Genomic DNA, 23,468 nt, shown 5'->3' with positions numbered 1-23,468 from the left:
GAGGAGGGCGCGGTGCTGTCGGCTACGTGCCGAACGCGCCGATGACCAATGCCATGACCACGAGCGTGACGAGCTCGTGGGCGCAGTTGAGGACGGTTAGGCCGACCGGACGTCCCTCGAACGCGTCGTGAGTGATGAAGCGGGCTGCTGTGAAGCCGGCCCACAGGAACAGTGCGGTCACGATGGCGTTCGTGAGGTAGGTACCGCCGTAGAAGTCCTGGGCGATCGCGATTGAGCCGGCCAGGACGAGGGCCGTCACGAAGCTCACCACGAGTGTCACCACGATCGGACCGACGGCGCTCTTTCCGTCTGCGCCCGGGGTCACCTTGGCCACGCGCATCCAGTAGTTGCCGAAGACCCTCGGCGTGTACCAGATCGACCCCACGACCATGCTCGATGCAGTTGCGAGCAGCACTGCCCAGATGTTGATGTCGGGAACCATGGTCACGCCTCCGGTCTCCACGTCGCGCGACGTGTCATCCGGAGTCTAGGTCTGGCGACGTCCCAGCGCTGGTCAGTGCGCGGCTAGACCCAGCACGACCGGACGCAGCGCGCGGCTAGACCCAGCTCCCGAGCCACATGTGCAGATGCCAGAAGGTGTACCGCACCTCCATGCCCACCCAGACCGGGTAGAAGAAGACGCTGATCGCCACGATGAGACCCAGCAACGCGCCGATCGCCCAGCGCGCGCGGCGTCGCTTCACCGGGTCGTGGACCAACTCCTCCCAACCGACCACGAGGGCGTACGCCAGGGCCAGGTACATCCACGGAGCGAAGGCGATCGTGTAGAAGGTGAAGATCGTGCGCTCGGTGATGAACAGCCACGGGACCCAGCCGGCGAGAAGCCCGGCCAGCACAGCCCCGGCCCGCCAGTCACGGTGACGTACCAGCATGTAGAGCGCAAGGCCGAGCGCCAGCGTGGCGAGCCACCAGATGAGCGGGTTGCCCACTGAGGTGACCGCCTGTGCGCAGTCGTCCGCCCCGCAGGTCCCGGTCCCGTTCTCGGTCTTGTCCCAGTAGAACGACGTCGGGCGCAGCTGCAGCAGCCAGCCCCACGGGTTGGCCATGTAGGTGTGCGGGTTGGACAGGGTGGTGTGGAAGTCCCACATCGCCTCGTGGTAGGCCCACAGGGAGCGCAGCGCGTCTCCCCAGCTCACGATGACGTCGGGCAGCCAATCCGGGTAGGTGTGCGGGTTCTTCTCCCACCAGTCCCGGCCCCACGAGCTCGGGTTCGCGAACCAGGCCCACCACGAGGCGAGGTAGGTGAGCAGCACGGTGGGCACCATGACCCCAGCCGCAGGCAGGGCGTCACGGACGAACGCGGCGAGCGGCCACTGCCGGACGCCGACGGCGCGCCGCGCGGTCGCATCCCACAGGACCGACACGACAGCGAAGACGGCGAAGAAGTACAGCCCGGACCACTTGGTGCCGCAGGCCAGACCCAGGGCGATCGCGGCGGCGAAACGCCACCACCGGAAGCCGAGCGTCGGCCCGAACCGGCCCAGTCCCGCGCCGGAGTCGAGGAGCGTGGCGGACCGGACCGCGAGGCGGCGCCGTGCCCAGTCTCGGTCGGCGACGAGGCAGGTGAAGGCGACCACCACCCAGAACATGAGGAAGACGTCGAGCAGCGCGGTCCGCGAGTGGACGATCGCGACGCCGTCGATCGCGAACAGGCCACCGGCGATGACCCCGAAGATCGTCGACCCGAAGAGCCGCCGGGCGGTCCGGGCCAGCAGGAACACCGCGATGATGCCGACGATCGCCGGGGCGAGGCGCCAGGCCCAGGAGTTCTCCGGACCCCCGAGCCGCATGCCGAGCGCGAGCATCCACTTGCCTACCGGTGGGTGGACCACATAGTCGGCCTTGTCGAGGTAGACGTCCTGGTTGCCCGACTCGAAGCTCAGGTTGGCGTCGTCCGGCCAGTCGGCCTCGAAGCCGTTCATGAGCAGCGAGTAGGCACCCTTGACGTAGTACGTCTCGTCGAAGACGAGGGTGCGGGGATGGCCGAGGTTGACCAGGCGCAGCACCGCGGCGAGCACGGCCACGAGGAGCGGCCCCGCCCAGGACCAGAACCGGTCGGAGCTCGTCGATCCGAGGGCGAGGGCCCGGGCGGAGAAGAGGCGGGTGAGCAGGGACCGTTCGGTGTCCCCGGCGGGTTGCGGTGCGGTGGTGGCGTCGGAACCGGTCGGAACGTCGGATCCAGCCGAGCCGCCCGACTCACGCGAGCCGCCCGACTCAGTCGAGCCGCCTGGCTCAGGCGAGGCACTAGCTCCGGTGGAGTCCGGCCGAGCCGAACCGGCCGCCCCAGCCGCGCCCAGCACGTCTCTGGCGACCGCGTTGCCGGCCTTCTGGTTCCCCGTCACGCCAGCCATCGTAGGGGGACGTGGCAGGCTTGGCCCCATGACAGGCCGCCTCATCCTTGCAGGAACGCCCATCGGCGACGTCGAAGACGCCTCACCGCGTCTGCGTCGCCTCCTCACCGAAGCGGACGTGATCGCGGCGGAGGACACCCGACGGCTGCACGCGCTGGCCGGCCGCCTCGAGCTCAAGCCGGGCGGGCGGGTGATCAGCTACCACGAGCACAACGAGACGGCCCGTGCCGACGAGCTGCTCGACGTCGTCGCCGGCGGCGGAACGGTGCTGCTCGTGACGGACGCCGGGATGCCGAGCGTGTCCGACCCCGGCTACCGCATCGTCACGCGGGCGATCGAGCGCGGGCTGCCGGTGACGTCGGCGCCGGGGCCGAGCGCCGTGCTCACCGCGCTCGCCGTCTCCGGCCTGCCCACGGACCGGTTCTGCTTCGAGGGCTTCCCCCCGCGCAAGCCGGGGGAGCGGGCCCGGGCCTTCGAGCTGCTCGCCCAGGAGCGCCGCACGATGGTCTTCTTCGAGTCTCCGCACCGCATCGACGTGACCCTCGCCGCGATGGCCGACGGGTTCGGCGACGACCGGCCCGCAGCCATCTGCCGCGAGCTGACCAAGACGTACGAGGAGGTCATCCGGGGCGGGCTGCGCGAGCTCGCCGAACGGGCGGCCGGGGAGCAGCTGCGCGGGGAGATCTCGATCGTCGTGGCCGGTGCGCCCGAGCGGGAGTCGGCGACCACCGCCGAGCTCGTCGCCGAGGTGCTCACCCGAGCCGATGCCGGCGAACGCCTCAAGGAGGCGGTGGCCGAGGTCGCTGCGGCCGCTGGGGTGCCCAAGCGGGACCTCTACGCGGCCGCCCTCGCGGCGAAGCCGGCCAAGCCGGCAGGTGCGAAGAAGTAGAAGAAGCAGCTGCAGCGACGGGAGTGACCGAAGCGCCGAAGGAGCGCGACCTGCCAGGTGATCGAATGCATTCGATCTGTGCGCGAGAATGGTCCCCATGAGCCGTGACGACGCACCGATCGAGGACTGGTACGACGGTACCCACCCCGCGCGCACCACCGCCCGCCTGTTCTCCGACCAGCGCTGGCGCCTCGCCGGCGCGGCTGGCGCCTACGCGGTCAAGCACTCGCCCGTCTGGGTGATGCCGGTGCTCACCGCGGAGGTCATCGACATCGTCATCGAGCGGCGCCCGCTGTCCGAGCTGTGGCTGGTGGCCACGATCATGGTCGTCGTGATCGCGCAGAACCTGCCGCTGTCCGTCCTCTACGTCCGCTGGCTCAGCCAGTCGGTGCGCACGATCGAGACGAACCTGCGGATGTCCCTAGCCCGGCGGCTCCAGGAGCTGTCCATCGGCTACCACCGGCGGATGAGCGCCGGTGTGCTGCAGGCCAAGATCGTGCGCGACGTCGAGAACGTCGTCGAAGCCTCCCGCCAGACCTTCGACTCGACCATGGGCGCCGTCACCACCCTGGCCGGTGCGCTCACGCTCACGGCGATCCGCACCCCGGAGTTCCTGCCGGTCTTCCTCGTCACCGTCCCGGTCGCCGCGATCCTCGTCGTCGCGACCCGGCGTCGCATGAAAGACCGCAACGCGGCCTTCCGCAAGCAGGTGGAGGCGATGTCCGCACGCGTCTCGGAGATGACCCACCTCATCCCGATCACCCGCGCGCACGCCCTGGAGAACCGCGAGCTGGACCGTCTCGACGGCACCCTGGTCGGGGTGCGCGACGCCGGGATCCGGCTGGACACCCTCAACGGACGCTTCGGCGCCCTCGCCTGGATCACCTTCCAGCTGCTCTCGGTGGCCTGCCTCATCGGTGCCGCGTGGGCCGCCTACACCGGAACCTTCGACCTCACTCCCGGCGACATCGTCATGCTGTCGAGCTACTTCATGCAGCTCACCGCCGCGGTGACGGTTCTGATGAACCTCGCCCCGGTCATCAACAAGGGGCTCGAGTCGGTGCGGTCCATGGCCGACGTCCTGTCCGAGGAAGATGTCGAGCACAACGACGGCAAGGAGAGCGTGCCCGCCGTGGAGGGCCGGGTCACCTTCGAGCGGGTGACCTTCCAGTACGACGACGCCGCGGCGCCAGCGATCTCCCAGGTCACCCTGGACGTGCCCGGCGGGGAGACGATCGCGCTGGTGGGCCCCTCGGGATCGGGCAAGTCGACCGTGCTCAACCTGGTCATCGGGTTCCCGCGGCCCACGTCGGGGCGGATCCTCGTCGACGGCCAGGACATGGCCGAGCTGGACCTGCGCTCCTACCGCAAGCACATCGCCGTCGTGCCCCAGGAGTCGCTGCTCTTCGAGGGCTCGGTCCGGGACAACGTCACCTACGGCAGCAAGGACCTCTCCGACGAGGTCGTGCTCGCCGCGCTGCGCGACGCCAACGCGGCCGGGTTCGTGGCGGAGATGGGCGGGCTGCACGCCGTCATCGGCGAACGCGGCTCGCGCCTCTCGGGCGGCCAGCGCCAGCGGATCGCGATCGCCCGTGCGCTCATCCGCAATCCTCGGGTGCTCGTCCTGGACGAGGCGACCTCGGCGCTGGACGCGACGTCGGAACGCCTCGTCCAGCAGGCGTTGGAACGGCTGATGCAGGGGCGGACCACGTTCGTCGTCGCGCACCGGTTGTCCACGATCCGCGGCGCCGACCGCATCGCGGTCATGGAGGACGGACAGATCGTGGAGGTCGGCTCGCACGCCGAGCTCGCGGCGCGCGGCGGCGCCTACGCGGCGCTCAGCGCGAACGGCTGACCCGGTCAGGAGCGCGCGAGCACGACTCCCGCCCGGGTGAGCTCGGCTCGCGCCTGGGCACCCTGCTCCGGGGTCACCGGCACGGTGAGGTTCGTGAGCACGCGGGTGGCGAACCCCAGCGCGAGCGCGTCCAGCGCCGTCGCCTTGACGCAGTGGGACTCCGCGATGCCGACGACGTCGACCGAGGTGATCTGCTCCGCGTGCAGGATGGCGGCGAGCTCGTGCCCGTCGTCGTCGCGCCCCTCGAAACCGGAGTAGGCGGCCGCGTACTGGCCCTTCTTCACGCTCACCTCGGCCGCGAGCTCGGCGAGCGCCGGATGCAGCTCGGCCTCGGGCGTCCCGGCGATCCCGTGCGGGGGCCACGTGTCGACGAAGTCGGGAGCGGGCGAGAAGTGCTCGCCCGGGTCGATGTGCCAGTCCTGGGTGGTGACGACGAGGTCGTAGTCGGTGCGGTGGGCGCTCGCGTAGGCCGCGACGTCGCGGGCGACGCGGTTCCCGCCGTCGACGCCGAGGGCACCGCCCTCGCAGAAGGTCGGCTGGACGTCGACGACGAGCAGCGCGCGGCGGACGGGTGTCTGGTCGGTGCTCATCTGATCACTGTATCGAGACTGAATCGAGACTGTATCCAGTGTCATCGAGCGGCCGGCCGCTCTGCGGGCGTCGGGAGCGTCGCCGCCGTCGCGGTCGTAGCATGCTTGCATGCCCCGTGAGATCGAGTTCCGCCGCATCCCCGGCCTCCCGCCGTACGTCTTCACGATCATCGACTCGCTCAAGCTCGCGGCCCGCCGCGAGGGGCGAGACATCGTCGACCTCGGCTTCGGCAACCCGGACCTGCCCAGCCCGCAGATCGCGGTGGACAAGCTCGCCGAGGCCGCGCGCAACCAGCGCAACCACCGCTACTCCGCCTCACGCGGCATCCCCAAGCTGCGTCAGGCGGTCGCTGACCTCTATCAGCGACGGTTCAACGTCACCTTGGACCCGGAGACGCAGATCATCTCCACGATCGGCGCGAAGGAAGGGTTCAGCCACCTCATGTGGGTGCTGCTGCAGCCCGGGGACGCGGCCATCGTGCCGACCCCGAGCTACCCCATCCACATCTGGGGACCGTACTTCGCCGGCGCGGACGCCCGCCAGGTGCCGATCGGAGACGGCGACGACGCCGCGGGCTTCATCGACCGGGTGATGCAGGCCTGGGAGCTGGGCTGGCCCAAGCCGCGCGTCGTCGTGCTGTCCTTCCCGCACAACCCGACCACCACCATCGCCCAGCTCAGCGACCTGCAGCGGCTCGTCGACTGGGCGAAGGACCGCGACGTCGTCCTCGTGCACGACCTCGCCTACGCGGACATGACCTTCGACGGGTGGACGCCGCCGTCGATCATGCAGTGCGAGGGCGCGACCGACGTCGCCGTCGAGCTCTACTCGATGACCAAGTCGTACTCGATGGCGGGCTGGCGGGTCGCCTTCCTCGTCGGGCGCGCTGACGTCGTCGGTGCCCTCGGCAAGCTCAAGAGCTACCTCGACTACGGGACGTTCCAGCCGATCCAGATCGCGGCGACGGTGACCCTCAACGAGGCCCTCGACTTCCCGGCCGAGGTCTCCGAGGTCTACGAGTCGCGCCGGAACGCGCTCTGTGATGGCTTGAGCCGTATCGGCTGGGACATCAAGAAGCCGGAGGGCACCATGTTCGTGTGGGCCCGGATCCCCGAGCCGTACCGGGCGATGGGGTCCATCGAGTTCGCCAAGCTGGTCATCGAGGCCTGCGACGTGGCGGTGTCACCCGGTGTCGGCTTCGGCGCGGGGGGAGACGAGTTCGTGCGGTTCGCCCTGATCGAGAACGAGCACCGCATCGGCCAGGCCATCAGGGGACTGAAGAAGGGGTTGACGCTGCTGTGACCACTCCCGGACGACGCGCCGTCGCCCTCACGACGCTGCTCGCCCTCTGCACGCTCGCGGCCTGCTCGGACGACGACGGCGCGTCCCCGACCACCGCGCCCGCGCCGAGCGCCTCCCCGAGCACCTCCACCGAACCGGAGCCGACGCCGACCAGCACCACCGGCGAGGTGGTGCCGGTCGTCCCGGAGGTCACCGCGACGGTCACCGGCGTGGCCGCGACCGGCCTCGCCGCACCCTGGGGCCTGGCTCAGCTGCCCGACGGCGGGTGGCTGGTCACCCAGCGCGACGACCGCACGGTCCTCGTCATCGACCCGACCGACCCGGCCGGTTCCACCGACGCAGCCGGGTCCGCCCGGACGGTTGTCACCGGCCCGGGCGCCGACGACCTCCAGAACCAGACCGCCGGGGAGGGGGAGGGTGGACTGCTCGGCGTGGCCGTCTCCCCGACCTTCACCGAGGACCACCTGGTCTTCTTCTACCGCACGGGTGAGACTGGCAACGAGGTGCTCCGCGGCGAGCTCGACGGAACCGTCCTCGGCCCGCTCACCACGCTGCTCGACGCGATCCCGTCGGCCGGCAACCACAACGGTGGCCGGCTGGCCTTCGGGCCCGACGGCTACTTCTACGTCTCCACCGGCGACGCCGGTGACACCCGCAGCTCCCAGGACCCGGACTCCCTCGCCGGGAAGATCCTGCGGATCACCGCGGACGGTGCCGTCCCGGCCGGCAACCCCGTGCCGGGCTCGCCGCTGTGGAGCCTGGGGCACCGCAACGTCCAGGGGATGGGCTGGTCAGCAGACGGGCGGATGTTCGCCTCGGAGTTCGGGCAGTCCACCTTCGACGAGCTCAACCTCATCGTGGCGGGTGGCAACTACGGCTGGCCCGACGTCGAAGGCACCGGCGGCGAGGACGACTTCATCGACCCGCTCGTGACCTGGCCGACGTCGGACGCCTCTCCGAGCGGGTTGGCTGTCACCGAGGAGGGTGTCTACCTCGCCGGGCTGCGCGGGGAACGGCTGTGGCGGCTGCCGCTGGCCGCCCAAGGGGTGGGTGAGCCCCAGGAGCTGCTCGGTGCGTACGGCCGGCTCCGGGCCGTCGTGGCGGACCAGGACGGCTCGCTCGCGGTGCTGACGAACAACACCGACGGCCGCGGCACCCCGCGCGAAGGGGACGACCAGCTCCTGCTCGTCGCCGTCGCACCTACCTCCTGACCGTGGGGCCAGCCGAGCCGATCGTCCCCGAGCCGGGAGGTGCCGCCCGGGCCCTCGTCGAGGCCCGCCGCGGCCTCGCTCAGCGGGCACAGGCCCTGCTGGCCGACCTCGACGGCACCCGCGCCGAGGTAGTCGCGGTCATCGAGGCCGACCGCGACGAGCGGGTCGGCCGCGAGCTCGCCGCGATCACGATCGACCGGCTCAACGAGGTCACCGACAAGAACCTGCGGGTCAGGGCCCTGCTCGACGCCGGGTACACGACGGTCCTGTCGCTGCACAAGACCCGGGCGAGCGACCTCGAGGAGCTCGACGGCGTCGGCTCGCACACCGCGCGCGGGGCCGTCGCCGCCGCGCAGCAGCTCGCCGACACGATCCGGGCGAGCCTGCCGACCCGGATCGCCCTGGACCCCTCCAGCACGACGTCGACGACCCTGCTGTCGCTGCTCGCCCGGGTGCGACGGCTCGGCCCGCTGGTCGAGGCGCACCGCGAGGACCTCGCCGACTACGTCCGGTCGATGGCCCAGCTCCTGCCGCTCGCCGGCCCGGCGACCCGCCGGATCACCTTCGCCTTCCGCCGCAGGCACACCAAGGACGCCGCCACGGCGGCGCTCGCGGCGCTGGCCGGCTGGGACCACTGGCTGGCCGAGACGTCCCTGCCCGACGTCGTCGCCCGCCTGAGCGCGGTGGCCGCAGCCCCCGGTCCGGGACCGGTCGCGCTGTGGGACGACTTCGAGCTGCGCGCCGCGTCGTACTACGCCGTCCTGGGGACGATCGTGCCACTGGTCGCCGACGGCGCGGCGGCCCACGGCATGCTGCCCGACGAGCTCGCCGACCGGGTGTCTGCCTACCCGCTCGACGAGTCCCTGCTGCGCGTGGACCTGCGCGGCTACCAGGCCTTCGGTGCGCGGTTCGTGCTCAACCAGGGACGAGTCCTGCTCGGTGACGAGATGGGCCTGGGCAAGACCGTCCAGGCGATCGCCGCCATGGCCGACTGCGCGGCGAAGGGCGACACCCACTTTCTCGTCGTGTGCCCGGCGAGCGTGCTGGTCGGCTGGGTGCGCGAGGTGAGCGCACACTCGCTGCTCACCGCGCACCGGGTGCACGGCGGCGACCGGGACCAGGCGCTCGCGGCATGGACCCGGGACGGCGGGGTGGCGGTGACGACCTTCGACGGGCTCAAGCACCTCCCGCTGCCACCGGGCGGCGCGGGCACCGTCAACCACACGGACGCAGACCCCGAGACAGACCCCGGTACCGGTACCGGTACCGGTACCGGTACCGGTACCGGTACCGACACCGGTCCGGCTGGCGCCGGCCCCCGGGTGGCGCTGCTCGTCGTGGACGAGGCGCACCTGATCAAGAACCCCCGGGCCCAGCGCACCCACGACGTCCGGGCATGGGCAGACCGGTGCTGGCGGGTGCTCTACATGACCGGAACCCCGTTGGAGAACCGGCTCGAGGAGTTCCTCGCCCTGGTCTCCCACCTGCAGCCCGAGGTCGTCGACGCGCTGCCCCGGCACGTCGGGCTCGTCGGGGCGGACGCGTTCCGCGCGGCGATGTCCGGGGTGTACCTGCGCCGCAACCAGGTCGAGGTGCTCGTCGAGCTGCCCGATCTCGTCGAGATCGCGGAGTGGGAGGAGCTCACCCCTGCCGGACGGGCCGTCTATGCCGACTCCGTGGCGTCCGGGAACCTCATGGCCATGCGCAGGGCCGCCTTCGCGACCGCAGACCCGGCCGAGTCAAGCAAGCTCGGCCGGCTCCTGGAGATCCTGGCCGACGCCGCAGACAACGATCACAAGGTGGTCGTCTTCTCCTTCTTCCGCCCTGTGGTCTCCCTCGTGGCGACCTCCGCCACGACCGCCGGCCACGCCGTGTACGGCCCGATCGACGGGGACGTGCCGGCCGTCGCGCGGCAGGGGATCGTCGACGACTTCACTGCCGGGCCGGGCGGGTCGGTGCTCGTCGCCCAGATCCAGGCGGGCGGGGTGGGGCTCAACATCCAGGCCGCGAGCGTCGTCGTGCTCTGCGAGCCTGCGCTCACCCCGGCCGCGGAGGACCAGGCCGTCGCCCGGGTGCACCGGATGGGGCAGGTCCGCACCGTGCGGGTGCACCGGCTGCTCGCCGAGGACAGCGTGGACGAGCGGATCCGGGAGCTCCTCACCGAGAAGGCCCGGGTCTTCGACGCCTACGTCCGCGAGTCGAGCCTCGCCGCGGGAGCCGTGCGCGCGGTCGACGTGAGCGAATCCCACCTCGCCCGCCAGGTCGTGACGGCGGAGCAGGCCCGGCTCGGGTACGGGCCGGTGTGGGACGAGCTCGAGGCCAGCATCGGCGCCGTCCACGAGGAGGGGCGCTGATCGAGGTCAGCGCCCGGACGCCTTAACATTGGCTGCATGGCTCACGACGAGAACGCAGCGCCCGCTGGGGCGCAGTCCTTCTACCTCACCACGCCGATCTACTACGTGAACGACGCCCCGCACATCGGGCACGCGTACACCACGGTCGCCGGGGACGTCCTGACCCGCTGGCACCGTCAGCGGCAGGAGAACGTGTGGTTCCTCACCGGGACCGACGAGCACGGGCAGAAGGTCATGCGTACCGCTCAGGACAACGGCGTCACGCCGCAGGAGTGGGCGGACCGCCTCGTCGAGTCGTCCTGGAAGCCGGTCCTGGAGACCCTGGACGCCCGCAACGACGACTTCATCCGCACCACCCAGCCGCGCCACACCGAGCGGGTCCAGGCCTTCATCCAGGACCTGCACGACAAGGGCGAGATCTACGCCGGCGCGTACGAGGGCCCGTACTGCGTGGGCTGCGAGGAGTACAAGCTCCCCGGTGACCTCGTCGACGGGACGGGGGAGCAGGAGGGCGTCAAGCTGTGCCCGATCCACTCCACGCCGGTCGAGATGCTCTCCGAGCAGAACTACTTCTTCAAGATGAGCGCCTACGCCGACCGGCTGCTGGCCCTCTACGAGGAGCACCCCGAGTTCGTCCAGCCGGCCAGCGCCCGCAACGAGGTGCTCGCCTTCGTCAAGGGTGGCCTGCAGGACCTGTCGATCTCCCGCAACACCTTCGACTGGGGCATCCCCATCCCGTGGGACACCTCCCACGTGCTCTACGTGTGGTTCGACGCGCTGCTCAACTACGCGACCGCCGTCGGGCTGGACTCGACAGACACGGATGAGAAGGCCCGCTTCGCCGCGCTGTGGCCGGCGAACGTGCACCTGGTCGGCAAGGACATCCTGCGCTTCCACGCGGTCATCTGGCCGGCCATGCTCATGGCGGCCGGGCTGCCGCTGCCCACGACCGTCTTCGCCCACGGGTGGCTGCTGGTCGGCGGGGAGAAGATGAGCAAGTCCAAGCTCACCGGCATCGCTCCGAGCCAGATCATCGACGAGTTCGGCTCCGACGCCTTCCGCTACTACTTCATGCGGGCGATCCCCTTCGGTCAGGACGGGTCCTTCTCCTGGGAGGACCTCGCCGCGCGGTACAACGCCGAGCTGGCCAACGGCTTCGGCAACCTGGCCTCGCGGGTCGCGGCGATGATCGTCAAGAACTTCGCCGGTTCGCTGCCCCGGACCGGGTCGGTCTCCGACGCCGAGATCGCCCTCGCCGGTGTCGCGGCGCAGGCCGTGGCCGACGCCGAGGCCGCGATCGACAAGATCTCCCCGAACGAGGCGATCAATGCGATCTGGACGCTCGTCGACGCGACGAACATGTACCTGACCGAGACCGAGCCGTGGAAGGTCGCCAAGCTGCCCGGGGAGATCGGCGACGGCGGCCTGGGGGTCGAGGGCGGACGCCTGGCCACCATCCTCGTGACCGCCGCCGATGCGCTGCGGACCCTGGCGATCCTGCTCAACCCGGTCATCCCCAAGGCCGCCGAGGGTCTGTGGACCTCGCTCGGGGCCCAGGCCCAGCTCGGCCCGCTGGGCGCGCAGCCGGTCCAGACCGCGGCGACCTTCGGGACGCTCGCCCCGGGCACCCAGGTGACCAAGGTGCCGTCGCTGTTCCCCCGCCTGGATGACGCCAAGGCCTGAGCGACGTGGCCAAGAAGCGCGACCTGAGCTGGCCGCCTGCTCCGGAGGGCCTGCCCTGGCCGGTGGTGGACAACCACACCCACCTCGACTCCATCGCCGACGTCCTGCCTGACGGCGCGCCGGTGCCCGCGGTCGCCGAGCTCCTGGCTGCCGCGCGCGCCGTCGGCGTCACGCGGATGGTGCAGGTCGGCTGCGACCTGCCCGCCGCGCGCTGGACCGACCGGGTGGTGCGCGAGCACCCCGAGCTGGTCGGTGCGGTCGCGATCCACCCCAACGAGGCACCGCTGCACGCCGGTGTGCTCGACGTCGGACCGGACGGGCTGGCGCCCGCGCCGGCCGAGCGGCACGGCGTCGGGCTGGACGAGGCGATCGCCGAGGTCGCCGCGATCGCCCGCGGCAACGACCGGATCCGGGCGATCGGGGAGACCGGGATGGACCTGTTCCGCACCGGTGACCTGGGCCTGGCCGCCCAGCGGGAGTCCTTCCGGGCGCACATCGCGCTCGCCAAGGAGCTGGGCCTTGCCCTGCAGATCCACGACCGCGACGCCCACCAGGAGGTCCTGGACATCCTCGCGGGGGACGGCGCACCCGAGCGGACGGTCTTCCACTGCTTCTCCGGCGACGCGGAGATGGCCCGGCTGTGCGCGGGGCAGGGCTGGTTCCTGTCCTTCGCCGGGCCAGTGACCTTCGGGGCCAACCACGAGCTCCGCGCGGCGCTGCGCGCGACCCCGCTGACCCAGGTGCTCGTGGAGACCGACGCGCCCTACCTCACCCCGCACCCCTTCCGCGGCCGCCCGAACGCGCCCTACCTCACCCCCCTCACCCTGGCGACCATCGCCTCCGTCCAGGACGTGCCGCTCGAGCACGCCTGCCGCGTGATCGACGCCACGTCCGAGCAGGTGTACGGGACGTGGTGAACCTCACCGCCCGCCCGCTCGCCCACCCGCCCGTCGAGGTTGAGTTCGGGTCGGGACGTGCCGATGATGCCTGAGAGTGACGTTCACCTGACCGCTTGACCTCGGGGAGTGCGGACCCGGCGACCGCGCGTGCCAGACTGTCCGCAACGCAACGCAACGCAACGCAACGACTCGAAGCAGTGGAGAGGGAAACCCGGCGTGAGCTCCAATCACCGGCAGAGCGGCCAGCGCCGCCCCGTCCGTCGCGCGGTGCAGGGCGCCGTCCTGGTGGCCCTGGTCGCAGGAACGACCGCCTTCACGGCGATGCACAAGACGATCACCATCGAGGTCGATGGGGACGCACGGACGGTCTCCGCCTTCGGGAGCACCGTCCAGGACGTGCTCGGCGGCCAACAGGTCACCCTCGCCGACCGCGACGAGGTCTTCCCGTCCGCCGCGAGTGCTGTGGCCGACGGCGACCTCATCGTCGTGCGGACGATGAGGACGGTCGACGTCGAGATCGACGGTGCCACCCGGTCTATGCAGTCCACCGCTCTCACCGTGGGCGAGGTCCTCGACGAGATCGGACCGCGCGCCGACGGCGCGAGCGTGTCCGCCTCCCGCGCAGAGGCGCTCGGACGCTCGCAGCTGAAGATCTCCACGCTCAAGGACCTGACGATCGCCATCGACGGCCAGCTGATCCCGGTCGTGACCACCGAGGAGAGCGTGCGCGACGTGCTCGCGACCGCCGGTGTGATCCTCAACCCCGGGGACGTGGTCTCGGCCGACCTGGCCAGTCCGGCTGTCGCCGGGCAGGTCATCACGATCGGCCGCGGCGGAGAGGCGGCCACCTCGGTCGCTGAGGTGCTGCCCTTCACGGTCGAGGAGGTCCAGGATCCCAAGCTCGCCATCGGCCAGCGGGTGGTCAAGCAGGCCGGCAAGCTGGGCCAGGCGGTCACGACCTACGACCTGACCCTCGTCGACGGTGTGGAGACCGGACGCAGCGTCGTCGCCCAGCAGGTCACCGTCGCAGCGCGCAACGAGATCGTCCACATCGGCACCATGGAGCTGCCGGACCCGGCGCTGGCGAGCGTGGACCCGGGGACGGCACGGGCCTTGGGGCAGTCGATGGTGCTCGCGAAGGGCTGGGGCGAGGACCAGTACGTCTGCCTCGAGGCGTTGTGGACCAAGGAGAGCAAGTGGAGTGTCACCGCGGACAACCCCTCGAGCAGCGCCTATGGCATCCCGCAGGCCCTGCCCGGGTCGAAGATGGCCAGCGCGGGCGCTGACTGGCGCACCAACGCCGCCACCCAGATCACCTGGGGCCTGGGGTACATCGAAGGGCGCTACGGCACCCCCTGTGGTGCCTGGTCCCACTCCAAGAGCAACGGCTGGTACTGACGGATCCCGCCCCTGCCGCCTGCCCCGCTCGTGGCTGCGGCCCGTCCGACCCGTTCTGCGGCCGTCGAACACCCCGGCAGTCGCGTGCTCGCCCCGGCACGTGACCCGGCGTCCCGGAACCTCCAGAATGATGCCCTCACCTGCGGTGGAGCAGGGCGCGGAGGCATGCGCGGGGTGAGTGTCGAGAATCAGGTATGTGGCGACACGTCCATACACGGTGTGAAGATCGCGTGCACGGGTTGGTGCATGGTCACGGATCGGTTACGGTCGAACGTCGCCAAGGTATGAATCTGTGAGGTCAAACGACCTGACAGGCCCTGGCGATGCTGGCGAGTACGGACGGTCTGCCGTCCCAAGACCGCCTGCGACGGCCGGATCAGAATCGACGTGGCGCCCTCGGGCGGCGGTGCAATCCCGCAGCCACTGTTCTGTGCCCGGATGGATCCACGTCTGGACACTCATGAAAAACCCCTTCAGCGCTTCCTCTGCCCGCTCCGGCGCGCACCCGACGAAGCCTGGTGAGACTCTCAACCTCACCGACGCAGCAGCTCCCGCATGGACCCTCTCCTCAGACAGCGTCGAGACCGACGCTCCCGGCCACGCACCTGACCGGACGAGGCGCCGCACCTGGCCGATCTTCGCCGGTGGACTGGCTCTAGCCCTCGTCGCCGGCGGTTCCGCCGTCTACGCGAACGCCCACAAGACCATCACCCTGGACGTCGACGGCAAGGTCCAGACGGTCACGACCTTCGCCGGGTCCGTCGACGGCCTGCTGGCCGAGCGCGGCATCACGGTCGGTCAGGACGACGTGGTCGCCCCCTCGATGAACGCGGACCTCAGCGAGGACGCCGACGTCGTGGTGCGCTACGCCCGTGACATCACCGTCCAGCAGGACGGCGTGGCCACGACCATCACGACCACCGCGGTCGACGCCGACGAGCTGCTCGCCGCCTACGCCGGCCGTGCCGACGACATCAGCCTCGTCGCGTCCCGGTCCACCGGAGACGGACGCGTCGACCTCGGTCTGCGTCTCTCCCTCGACGGTCCCGTCCAGCTCATGGTGGACGGCGGGGTGACCGAGGTGCCTGCCGGCTCCGCGGACGTCTCCGAGGTCCTCGCCGAGCACGGCGTGGAGCTCGGTGAGCTCGACCGGGTCTCGGTCCAGCACGTCCCCACCGCCGAGGCGCTCGCCGCCCAGCAGCAGCTCGCCGAGAAGGAGGCCGCCGCTGCAGCAGCTGACGCCGCCACGGCAGCGGAGGCCGCTCCGGCCGCCGACGCGGCCGAGGTCGACCCGGCCGCACTCGCAGCCGACCCTGCGGCTGTGCCGTCCGCCGACCCCGCCGCTCCGGCCGAGTCCGCCCCGGACGTCATCACCGACCCGCGCCTGGACGACACCGAGCTCGCCATCGTCGTCAACCGCGTCGCTGTCGCCGACGTGGCTGTGGCCACCCCGATCCCCTTCGAGACGGTCAACGAGAACGACGACACCCGCTTCAAGGACCTGCCCGCCAAGACCACGGTCGAGGGCGTCGAAGGCCAGCAGAGCACCGTCTACTCCGTCACCACGGTCGACGGCGTCGAGGAGTCCCGCACGCTCGTCTCCGACGGCGTTGCCGTCGCCCCGGTGGCCAAGGTCGTCGTGCAGGGGACCAAGGAGCGCCCGAAGGCCGTCGCACCGAAGGCGACGGCTCCCCCCGCCGCTGCGGCCCCGACCACCGACGGCGCCCCGGCGCCCGCTCCCGTCGTCGCCACCGGCGACGTCTGGGGCAAGCTCGCCCAGTGCGAGTCCGGCGGGAACCCGTCGATCGTCTCCAGCAACGGCCTGTACCACGGCCTGTACCAGTTCTCGGTCGGCACGTGGCAGTCGGTCGGCGGCTCGGGACTGCCCTCCCAGGCCAGCGCAGCGGAGCAGACGCGCCTCGCCCAGGTGCTCCAGGCCCGGTCCGGGTGGGGTCAGTGGCCCCACTGCTCGTCCAAGCTCGGCCTGCGCTGACGGTCATCTGACGCAGCACGGCGGTTGAACCTCTAGGCTCATCCGTATGACAGACACCTCGAACGCCCTGCTCGGTCCGGTACAGATCCGCGACCTGGCAGGGCGTTTGGGCGTCCGGCCCACCAAGACCCTGGGCCAGAACTTCGTGCACGACGCCGGGACGGTGCGCAAGATCGTCCGGGCGGCCGGGCTCACGCCGGGCCAGCGCGTCGTCGAGGTCGGGCCCGGGCTCGGGTCGCTGACCCTCGGCCTGCTCGAGGCGGGCATGAGCGTCGTCGCGGTCGAGATCGACCCGGTGCTCGCTGCTCAGCTGCCGGACACGATCGCCGCGATGGCTCCTGACCGGGCTGGTGACCTCACCGTCGTCCTGCAGGACGCCCTCACGGTGAAGGAGCTGCCCGGCGCGCCGCCCACCGCGCTCGTGGCCAACCTCCCCTACAACGTCGCCGTCCCGGTGCTGCTGACGTTCCTCGAGCGTTTCGACACCCTCGAGCGTGTGCTCGTCATGGTGCAGGCCGAGGTCGCCGACCGGCTCGCGGCCCCGCCGGGGAACCGGACCTACGGCATCCCTTCGGTCAAGGCCGCCTGGTACGCGACCGCCCGGCGCACCGCGACGATCGGCCGGTCGGTGTTCTGGCCGGTGCCCAACGTCGACTCCGCGCTGGTGCTGCTCGAGCGCCGCGACCACCCCGAGACCACTGCTACCCGCCAGCGGGTCTTCCAGGTCGTCGACACGGCCTTCGCCCAGCGCCGCAAGACCCTGCGCGCCGCGCTGGGAGGCCTCGCCGGGTCGCCCGCGCTGGCTCAGGAGGCGCTCGAGGCTGCCGGCGTCGACCCGGGTGCGCGCGGTGAGCGGCTGACCGTCGTGGAGTTCGCCCGGATCGCCGAGGCCCTGGACGCCGCGGAGGCGACCCGCGCAGCCGCAGCCGCAGCCGCAGCCGCAGCCGCCCCCGAGTCCGAGTCCAGCTCCGGCTCCGATCCCGCACCCCGGTGACCACCCTCAAGCACCTGTCGAGCGTGGGCGAGCGCCCACGCTCGGTGGTCGTGCGGGCACCGGGCAAGGTCAACCTGTCCCTGCACGTGGGCCCCGTGGGCCAGGACGGCTACCACCCCCTCGTCACGGTCTTCCAGGCGGTCTCCCTCTACGAGGAGGTCACGGCGACGGCGTCGGACACCCTCACCCTCGCCGTCGACGGCCCCGGGGCCGAGCTGGTCCCCACCGACGACAGCAACCTCGCCCTGCGAGCGGCCCGCGCCCTGGCTGAGCACACCGGTGTACAGCTCGGAGCCCACCTGGAGATCACCAAGGGCATCCCTGTCGCGGGCGGCATGGCCGGTGGGTCCGCCGACGCCGCAGCCACGCTCGTCGCGCTCGACGCGCTGTGGGGGACGGGGCTGAGCCGCGAGGAGCTGAGCGCGGTGGCGGCCGGCCTCGGCGCGGACGTCCCCTTCGCCCTCGCCGGCCACACGGCCGTGGGGACCGGACGCGGCGACACGCTGACCCCGGCGATGGTCCACGGCCAGTTCCACTGGGCCTTCGCGCTGCGCAGCGAAGGCTTGTCCACCCCCGCCGTCTTCCGGCACTTCGACTCCATCGCCGAACCCGGCCACGACATGCCCGAGGGCGCCGACACCGAGCTCATGGCCGCCCTGCGCGCCGGGAACGCCGAGCGGCTCGGCCGCGCGCTGTCCAACGACCTCCAGGACGCGGCCCTCGACCTGGCCCCCGACCTCGCCCGGACGATGGCGGTGGCCCAGGCCTCCGGTGCGCTCGGCGTGATCGTGTCCGGCTCGGGGCCGACCGTGGCCGTGCTGGGCCGCAGCCGCCAGCACGCCCTCGCCATCGCAGCCGCCCTGACGGTGGCCGGGGTGTGCGACTCGGTCGTGTGCGCCTCCGGACCGGTGCCGGGCGCCCGCGTCGTCGGCTAGACCCGACCTGACCCGGGCCGACCCGACCCGGGCCGACCAGCCCGACCTCAGTCGGCTAGCTGCGCGAGCTCCATCCACCGCTCCTCGAGCGTGGTCACCTCGGTCTGGAGCGCCTTGAGCTGGTCGTTGAGCGCGGTGAGGCCGGTGAAGTCGTCCAGGTCGTGCGCGGCCATGGTCGCGTGCAGCGCGGTGATCTGGTCGGCCGTCTTGGTCATCTTGCGTTCGACCGCGCTGAGCTCCTTGCGCGCGGTCCGCGACTCTGCATTCGAGGACGACGACGCGGAGGACTTCCCGGACGTCGTCACCGAGGCCTTGCCGGTGGACGGCCGGGCCTTGAGGATCTCCAGGTACTGGTCCACCCCGCCGGGCACGTTCCGGAACTCCCCGTCCAGCAGGGCGTACTGCTGGTCGGTCACCCGCTCGAGCAGGTACCTGTCGTGGGAGACCACGAGGAGGGTGCCCGGCCAGGAGTCGAGGAGGTCCTCCATGGCGGCGAGCATGTCGGTGTCGAGGTCGTTGGAGGGCTCGTCGAGGATGAGCACGTTGGGCTCGTCAAGGAGGATGAGCAACAGCTGCAGACGGCGGCGCTGGCCACCGGAGAGGTCCTTGACCACGGTCGAGAGCTGCGCGCTGGTGAAGCCCAGGCGCTCGAGCAGCTGCCCGGGGGTCATCTCCTTGCCGCCGGCGACGTAGGACGTGCGGTACTGGGCGATGACCTCGCTCACCCGGTCGTTGGCGATGTCCTCGAGCTCGGCGAGCTGCTGGGTGAGCGTGGCGAACTTCACGGTCTTGCCGCGCTTGACCCGCCCGGTGGTGGGCTGGAGGTCTCCGGTGACGAGGGCGAGCAGGGTCGACTTGCCCGCGCCGTTGACACCGAGGATCCCGGTCCGCTCACCCGGGCCGATGAGCCAGGTGACGTCCTTGAGGACCTGCTTGTCCCCGTAGCTCACGGACACGTCGACGAGGTCGACGACGTCCTTGCCGAGCCGTGAGGTGGCCATCTGGGCGAGCTCGACGGAGTTGCGGGCCGGTGGCTCGTTCGCGATGAGCTGGTTGGCGGCGTCGATGCGGAACTTCGGCTTGGCGGTGCGGGCGGGCGCGCCGCGGCGCAGCCACGCGAGCTCCTTGCGCATGAGGTTCTGACGCTTGGACTCGCTCGCCGCCGACATCCGGTCCCGCTCGACCCGCTGGAGGATGTACGCGGCGTACCCACCCTCGAAGGGCTCGACGATGCCGTCGTGCACCTCCCACGTCGCGGTGCAGACCTCGTCGAGGAACCAGCGGTCGTGGGTGACCACGAGCAGCCCGCCCGCGTTCACCGACCAGCGGCGGCGCAGGTGGGCGGCGAGCCAGGTGATCGCCTCGACGTCGAGGTGGTTGGTCGGCTCGTCGAGGAAGAGCAGGTCGTCGTCGCCGACCAGGAGGGCGGCGAGCGCGACGCGGCGACGCTGGCCACCGCTGAGCTCCCCGACGAGGCCGTCCCACGGCAGGTCGGTGACGAGGCCGGTGATGACGTCGCGGATCTTGGGGTCCCCGGCCCACTCGTGCTCGGGGGTGTCCCCGACGATCGACTGCGCGACGGTGAGCGCGGAGTCGAGGGTGTCGCGCTGGTCGAGGACGCCGACGCGGGTGCCACCGCGGGTGGTCACGCGTCCGGCGGTGGGTTCGAGGTTGCCCGCGAGCATCGCGAGCAGGGAGGACTTGCCGTCGCCGTTGCGTCCGACGATGCCGATCCGGTCACCCTCGTTGACGCCGACGGTCACCGACTCGAAGACGAGCTTGGTGGGAAAGGACAGGCGCAGCGATTCGCCGCCGAGGAGGTGGGCCATGGGTCAAGCCTAGGTGGCTCCCGCGGCCCGCCGCGCCGCCGTCCGCTCGCCGTCCGACCGCCGTCCGCTCGCAGTCCGCTCGCCGCGCCGCCGTCCGTCCGCCTGCCGTCCGCCGCTGCCGTCGGGGCCAGGCCCGATCGGGCTGAGACAATGGACCGGGCGCGGCCGCGGACCTCCGCCTCATCTGATCTGACCACCCGCTCGACGGAAGAAGCACATGGCTCACCTCTTGAGCGCCCACGGACTGCGCGTCGTGGCCGGAACACGCGTGCTGCTCGACGGCGTCGGCCTCGGCCTCGACGACGGCGACCGGGTGGGTGTGGTCGGCCCCAACGGCGCCGGCAAGTCCACGCTGCTGCGTCTGCTGGCCGGCAAGCTCCTGCCCGACGACGGCCGGGTCACCCGGGTGGGTGGGCTCGACGTCGGGATGCTCGACCAGCGCGACGAGCTCGTTCCCGGGAGGAGCGTGCGCGACGTCGTGCACGGGGACGCGGCCGAGCACACCTGGGCGAAGGACGCGGCGATCCGCTCGGTCCACGCCGGGCTGCTCGCCGACCTCGACCTCGACCAGGAGGTCGACGCGCTCTCGGGCGGGCAGCGCCGCCGGGTCGCGCTCGCCGCGCTGCTCGTGGCCGACCACGACGTCATCTTCCTCGACGAGCCCACCAACCACCTCGACGTCGAGGGTGTCGACTGGCTGGCCACCCACCTGCACGAGCGCTATGCCCGCCCCGGTGCGCGCGGCGCGCTCGTCGTCGTCACCCACGACCGCTGGTTCCTCGACGCGGTCTGCACCCGGATGTGGGAGGTCACCGGCGACGGGACTGGGGCGGTGGAAGGGTACGACGGCGGCTACGCGGCCTACGTGCTGGCCCGCGCGGAGCGTGCCCGCACCGCCCAGTCGACCGCTGAGAAGCGCGACAACCTGCTCCGCAAGGAGCTCGCCTGGCTGCAGCGCGGAGCCCCGGCGCGCAGCTCGAAGCCGAAGTTCCGCCTCGACGCCGCGGCCGCCCTGATCGCTGACGAACCGCCCCCGCGCGACCCGCTCGAGCTCACCCGGATGGCGACCAAGCGCCTGGGCAAGGACGTGCTCGACCTCGAGGACGTGTCCCTGCGGGTACCGACCGCCGACGGCCACCCCAACCCCGACGGCGCGGTCCTCTTCGACGCCGTGACCTGGCGGCTCGGCCCCGGCGACCGGTACGGGGTCGTGGGCGTCAACGGCGCCGGCAAGACGACGCTGCTCAAGCTGCTCTCCGGGCGCGCCCAGCCGGACTCCGGCCGGGTCAAGCGGGGCAAGACCATCGAGATCGCCGAGCTCACCCAGGACGTCGGCGAGCTCGACGAGATCAGCGGCCTGCGGGTGGTCGAGGTGATCGAGCAGGAGAAGCGCACGGTCGCGGTCGACGGCAAGGAGCTCAGTGCCGACCAGCTCGTCGAGCGCCTCGGCTTCACCCACGACCGCTCCCTGACCCTCGTGCGTGACCTCTCCGGTGGTGAGCGGCGCCGGCTGCAGCTGCTCCGCCTGCTCGTGGGGGAGCCGAACGTGCTGCTCCTGGACGAGCCGACGAACGACCTCGACACCGACACCCTGGCCTCGCTGGAGGACCTGCTCGACGGCTGGCCCGGGACGCTCATCGTCGTCTCCCACGACCGCTACCTGCTCGAACGGGTCTGCGACCGGCAGGTCGCCCTGCTCGGGGACGGCACGATCCGAGACCTGCCCGGCGGCGTCGAGCAGTACCTCGAGCTGCGCCACGCGGCGATGGCCGCCGCGGCCGGAGGCGGGTCGGGAGGCGGGTCGGGTACCGGGTCGGCAGGCAGGGCAGGCACCACGCCGGGAGCCTCGGGAACGGCGGCCGGTGACCCCGGCGCCGCGGCGCCGAGCGGGGCGACCGTGCGCGCGGCGAAGAAGGAGATCAACCGCATCGAACGGCGCCTGACGAAGATCGCTGAGCTCGAGGCGAAGATCCACGACAAGATGGCCGCCCAGGCGACCGACCACGGTGCGGTGACCGCCCTCGGCGGCGACCTGCGGGTCCTGGCCGAGGAGAAGGAAGCCCTCGAGACGCAGTGGCTCGACCACGCCGAGAGCGCCGGCTGATGGCGCGGCGCACGCCGGCGAGCACGGCAGACGGCACCGCCGAGGCCGAGCCGCCGACCATCGGCGGGGCCGGTGACCTGCTGCTCGGCGAGCTGTCTGGCGCGCTGCCGGCGGCGGACTCCGGCTCGCGGGGTGGACGAGCCCGGTGGCGTGTGGTGGCGGCAGTCCTCGCCGTCGTCGTGGGGGCGGGGGTGCTCGTGGGCGGGGTGGTCGCGCTCGTGGTGCAGCTAAGCGTCGGGGACGCGGGGCTGGACCCTGTGCCCGGGGCCTCGGCGGGCCTGTCGTCCGCGGACGGTTCACCCCTCGACCCGGCGGTGGCAGCCGTCGTCGCCGACTTCGAGGACTTCGCCCGTGGGGTGGCGGGGGTGAGCGCGGCCGACGACGCCGTCGCGGTCGCCGTCGAGCCCGACTCGGCCGCAGGCCTTCCGCGCGGCGCGGCCGAGGTGATCCTCGCCGGCGACGGGTGGGAGCAGGCAGATGCGGTCGCCGCCGCGCTGACCGGCTGGACGAGCACCGCCGAGGCCGAGGGGCGGGTGCTCCTCGACGTCAGGCTCACCACGGCGGACGGCTCGGTCGACCTCTCCCGTGACCCGTCGTCGAACGCCGCCCGCCTCGCCGTGGCGCGGGCCGCGGCAGGGGACGACGAGGTCGACACGTTCTGGATCGGATCGAGCAGGGTCGACCTGGTCCTCGTCCCCGGTGCGGCGCAGGGCCCCGCGCTGGACGGCTGGAAGATCCTCGTGGCTGACCTCGCGCCGGCCATGGCCACCACCGTCCGCAGCGCCGACGCCGGCTGACCGGCTGACAGGCTGTCCGGCTGTCCGGCACCGGACTCGGCAGCACGGCGCACGTCGGACGGGGCTGTTCAGACGGGTGAGTCCGACGGATGGGTCAGGCGGGCGGGTCAGGCGGGCTGGTCACCGTGATCGAGGGGAACGTCGCCCGAGGAGGTGGCCGAGGAGTCCGCACCCTCGGCGGCCGAGCCGGCGAGCCCGAAGCTGGACGTCGAGAGGCCGGAGGCTGCGACGCCCGAGACGGCCAGGCCGGGGGCTGCGAAAC

The 23,468-nt window shown here is 71.8% G+C and carries 17 protein-coding genes; 13 read left to right on the top strand and 4 right to left on the bottom strand.

What is annotated here, in order from left to right; all coding sequences use genetic code 11:
- Positions 1 to 22: 22 nt before the first annotated feature.
- On the bottom strand, positions 23 to 442 hold the full coding sequence (locus ACWA15_RS15105; protein ID WP_464056235.1) for a DUF1761 domain-containing protein: 420 nt from the start codon (positions 440 to 442) through the stop codon (positions 23 to 25).
- A 115-nt stretch (positions 443 to 557) separates the two neighbouring features.
- Positions 558 to 2,372, bottom strand: coding sequence for a dolichyl-phosphate-mannose--protein mannosyltransferase (locus tag ACWA15_RS15100; protein ID WP_464056234.1), 1,815 nt, complete (start codon positions 2,370 to 2,372; stop codon positions 558 to 560).
- Positions 2,373 to 2,400: 28 nt separating this feature from the next.
- Here ACWA15_RS15100 and rsmI point away from each other — a divergent pair, with 28 nt between their 5' ends.
- Both rsmI and ACWA15_RS15090 read left to right on the top strand, forming a co-directional pair.
- Positions 2,401 to 3,261 (top strand): 16S rRNA (cytidine(1402)-2'-O)-methyltransferase, encoded by an 861-nt coding sequence (gene rsmI / locus ACWA15_RS15095; protein WP_464056233.1) that lies wholly within the window; start codon positions 2,401 to 2,403, stop codon positions 3,259 to 3,261.
- Positions 3,262 to 3,358: 97 nt separating this feature from the next.
- Positions 3,359 to 5,116 carry an ABC transporter ATP-binding protein gene (locus tag ACWA15_RS15090; RefSeq protein ID WP_464056232.1) on the top strand — a complete coding sequence of 586 codons (1,758 nt, stop codon included), beginning with the start codon at positions 3,359 to 3,361 and terminating at the stop codon, positions 5,114 to 5,116.
- Between the two features lie 5 nt (positions 5,117 to 5,121).
- Here the strand turns inward: ACWA15_RS15090 and ACWA15_RS15085 are convergent, their stop codons facing one another.
- Positions 5,122 to 5,706, bottom strand: coding sequence for an isochorismatase family protein (locus ACWA15_RS15085; RefSeq protein ID WP_464056231.1), 585 nt, complete (start codon positions 5,704 to 5,706; stop codon positions 5,122 to 5,124).
- 109 nt (positions 5,707 to 5,815) lie between these two features.
- On the opposite strand from ACWA15_RS15085, the gene ACWA15_RS15080 reads away from it, so the two are divergent.
- From ACWA15_RS15080 to ACWA15_RS15040, 9 genes are all read left to right on the top strand, one after another.
- Positions 5,816 to 7,009, top strand: a complete 1,194-nt coding sequence (locus tag ACWA15_RS15080) for an aminotransferase class I/II-fold pyridoxal phosphate-dependent enzyme (protein ID WP_464056230.1) — start codon at positions 5,816 to 5,818, stop codon at positions 7,007 to 7,009.
- Positions 7,006 to 8,220, top strand: coding sequence for a PQQ-dependent sugar dehydrogenase (locus ACWA15_RS15075; RefSeq protein ID WP_464056229.1), 1,215 nt, complete (start codon positions 7,006 to 7,008; stop codon positions 8,218 to 8,220). Before ACWA15_RS15080 ends, ACWA15_RS15075 begins: the two co-directional genes overlap by 4 nt.
- Before the next feature lie 2 nt (positions 8,221 to 8,222).
- Positions 8,223 to 10,574, top strand: coding sequence for a DEAD/DEAH box helicase (locus tag ACWA15_RS15070; RefSeq protein ID WP_464056228.1), 2,352 nt, complete (start codon positions 8,223 to 8,225; stop codon positions 10,572 to 10,574).
- A 36-nt stretch (positions 10,575 to 10,610) separates the two neighbouring features.
- Positions 10,611 to 12,257 (top strand): methionine--tRNA ligase, encoded by a 1,647-nt coding sequence (metG, locus tag ACWA15_RS15065; RefSeq protein WP_464056226.1) that lies wholly within the window; start codon positions 10,611 to 10,613, stop codon positions 12,255 to 12,257.
- A 5-nt stretch (positions 12,258 to 12,262) separates the two neighbouring features.
- On the top strand, positions 12,263 to 13,174 hold the full coding sequence (locus ACWA15_RS15060) for a TatD family hydrolase (RefSeq protein WP_464056225.1): 912 nt from the start codon (positions 12,263 to 12,265) through the stop codon (positions 13,172 to 13,174).
- A 198-nt stretch (positions 13,175 to 13,372) separates the two neighbouring features.
- Complete coding sequence (locus ACWA15_RS15055) at positions 13,373 to 14,554, top strand: aggregation-promoting factor C-terminal-like domain-containing protein (RefSeq protein ID WP_464056224.1); 1,182 nt, start codon at positions 13,373 to 13,375, stop codon at positions 14,552 to 14,554.
- 460 nt (positions 14,555 to 15,014) lie between these two features.
- Positions 15,015 to 16,547, top strand: a complete 1,533-nt coding sequence (locus tag ACWA15_RS15050; protein WP_464056223.1) for a ubiquitin-like domain-containing protein — start codon at positions 15,015 to 15,017, stop codon at positions 16,545 to 16,547.
- Positions 16,548 to 16,593: 46 nt separating this feature from the next.
- Positions 16,594 to 17,541, top strand: coding sequence for a 16S rRNA (adenine(1518)-N(6)/adenine(1519)-N(6))-dimethyltransferase RsmA (rsmA, locus tag ACWA15_RS15045; RefSeq protein ID WP_464056222.1), 948 nt, complete (start codon positions 16,594 to 16,596; stop codon positions 17,539 to 17,541).
- Positions 17,538 to 18,476 carry a 4-(cytidine 5'-diphospho)-2-C-methyl-D-erythritol kinase gene (locus ACWA15_RS15040; protein ID WP_464056221.1) on the top strand — a complete coding sequence of 313 codons (939 nt, stop codon included), beginning with the start codon at positions 17,538 to 17,540 and terminating at the stop codon, positions 18,474 to 18,476. The genes rsmA and ACWA15_RS15040 overlap by 4 nt, the downstream gene beginning before the upstream one ends.
- A gap of 47 nt (positions 18,477 to 18,523) precedes the next feature.
- Here ACWA15_RS15040 and ACWA15_RS15035 read toward each other — a convergent pair whose 3' ends face one another.
- Positions 18,524 to 20,305, bottom strand: a complete 1,782-nt coding sequence (locus ACWA15_RS15035; RefSeq protein WP_464056219.1) for an ABC-F family ATP-binding cassette domain-containing protein — start codon at positions 20,303 to 20,305, stop codon at positions 18,524 to 18,526.
- Between the two features lie 217 nt (positions 20,306 to 20,522).
- On the opposite strand from ACWA15_RS15035, the gene ACWA15_RS15030 reads away from it, so the two are divergent.
- Positions 20,523 to 22,409: an ABC-F family ATP-binding cassette domain-containing protein gene (locus tag ACWA15_RS15030; RefSeq protein ID WP_464056218.1), complete on the top strand. Its 1,887-nt coding sequence runs from the start codon at positions 20,523 to 20,525 to the stop codon at positions 22,407 to 22,409.
- Positions 22,409 to 23,206 (top strand): hypothetical protein, encoded by a 798-nt coding sequence (locus ACWA15_RS15025; RefSeq protein WP_464056217.1) that lies wholly within the window; start codon positions 22,409 to 22,411, stop codon positions 23,204 to 23,206. Before ACWA15_RS15030 ends, ACWA15_RS15025 begins: the two co-directional genes overlap by 1 nt.
- The last annotated feature ends 262 nt before the right edge of the window (positions 23,207 to 23,468 follow it).

The sequence above is a fragment of the Sanguibacter sp. TS_SC_8 genome (genome assembly GCF_055361235.1).
The sequence above is the reverse complement of the archived record's forward strand: the minus strand, read 5'-3'. Positions and strand labels throughout refer to the sequence as shown.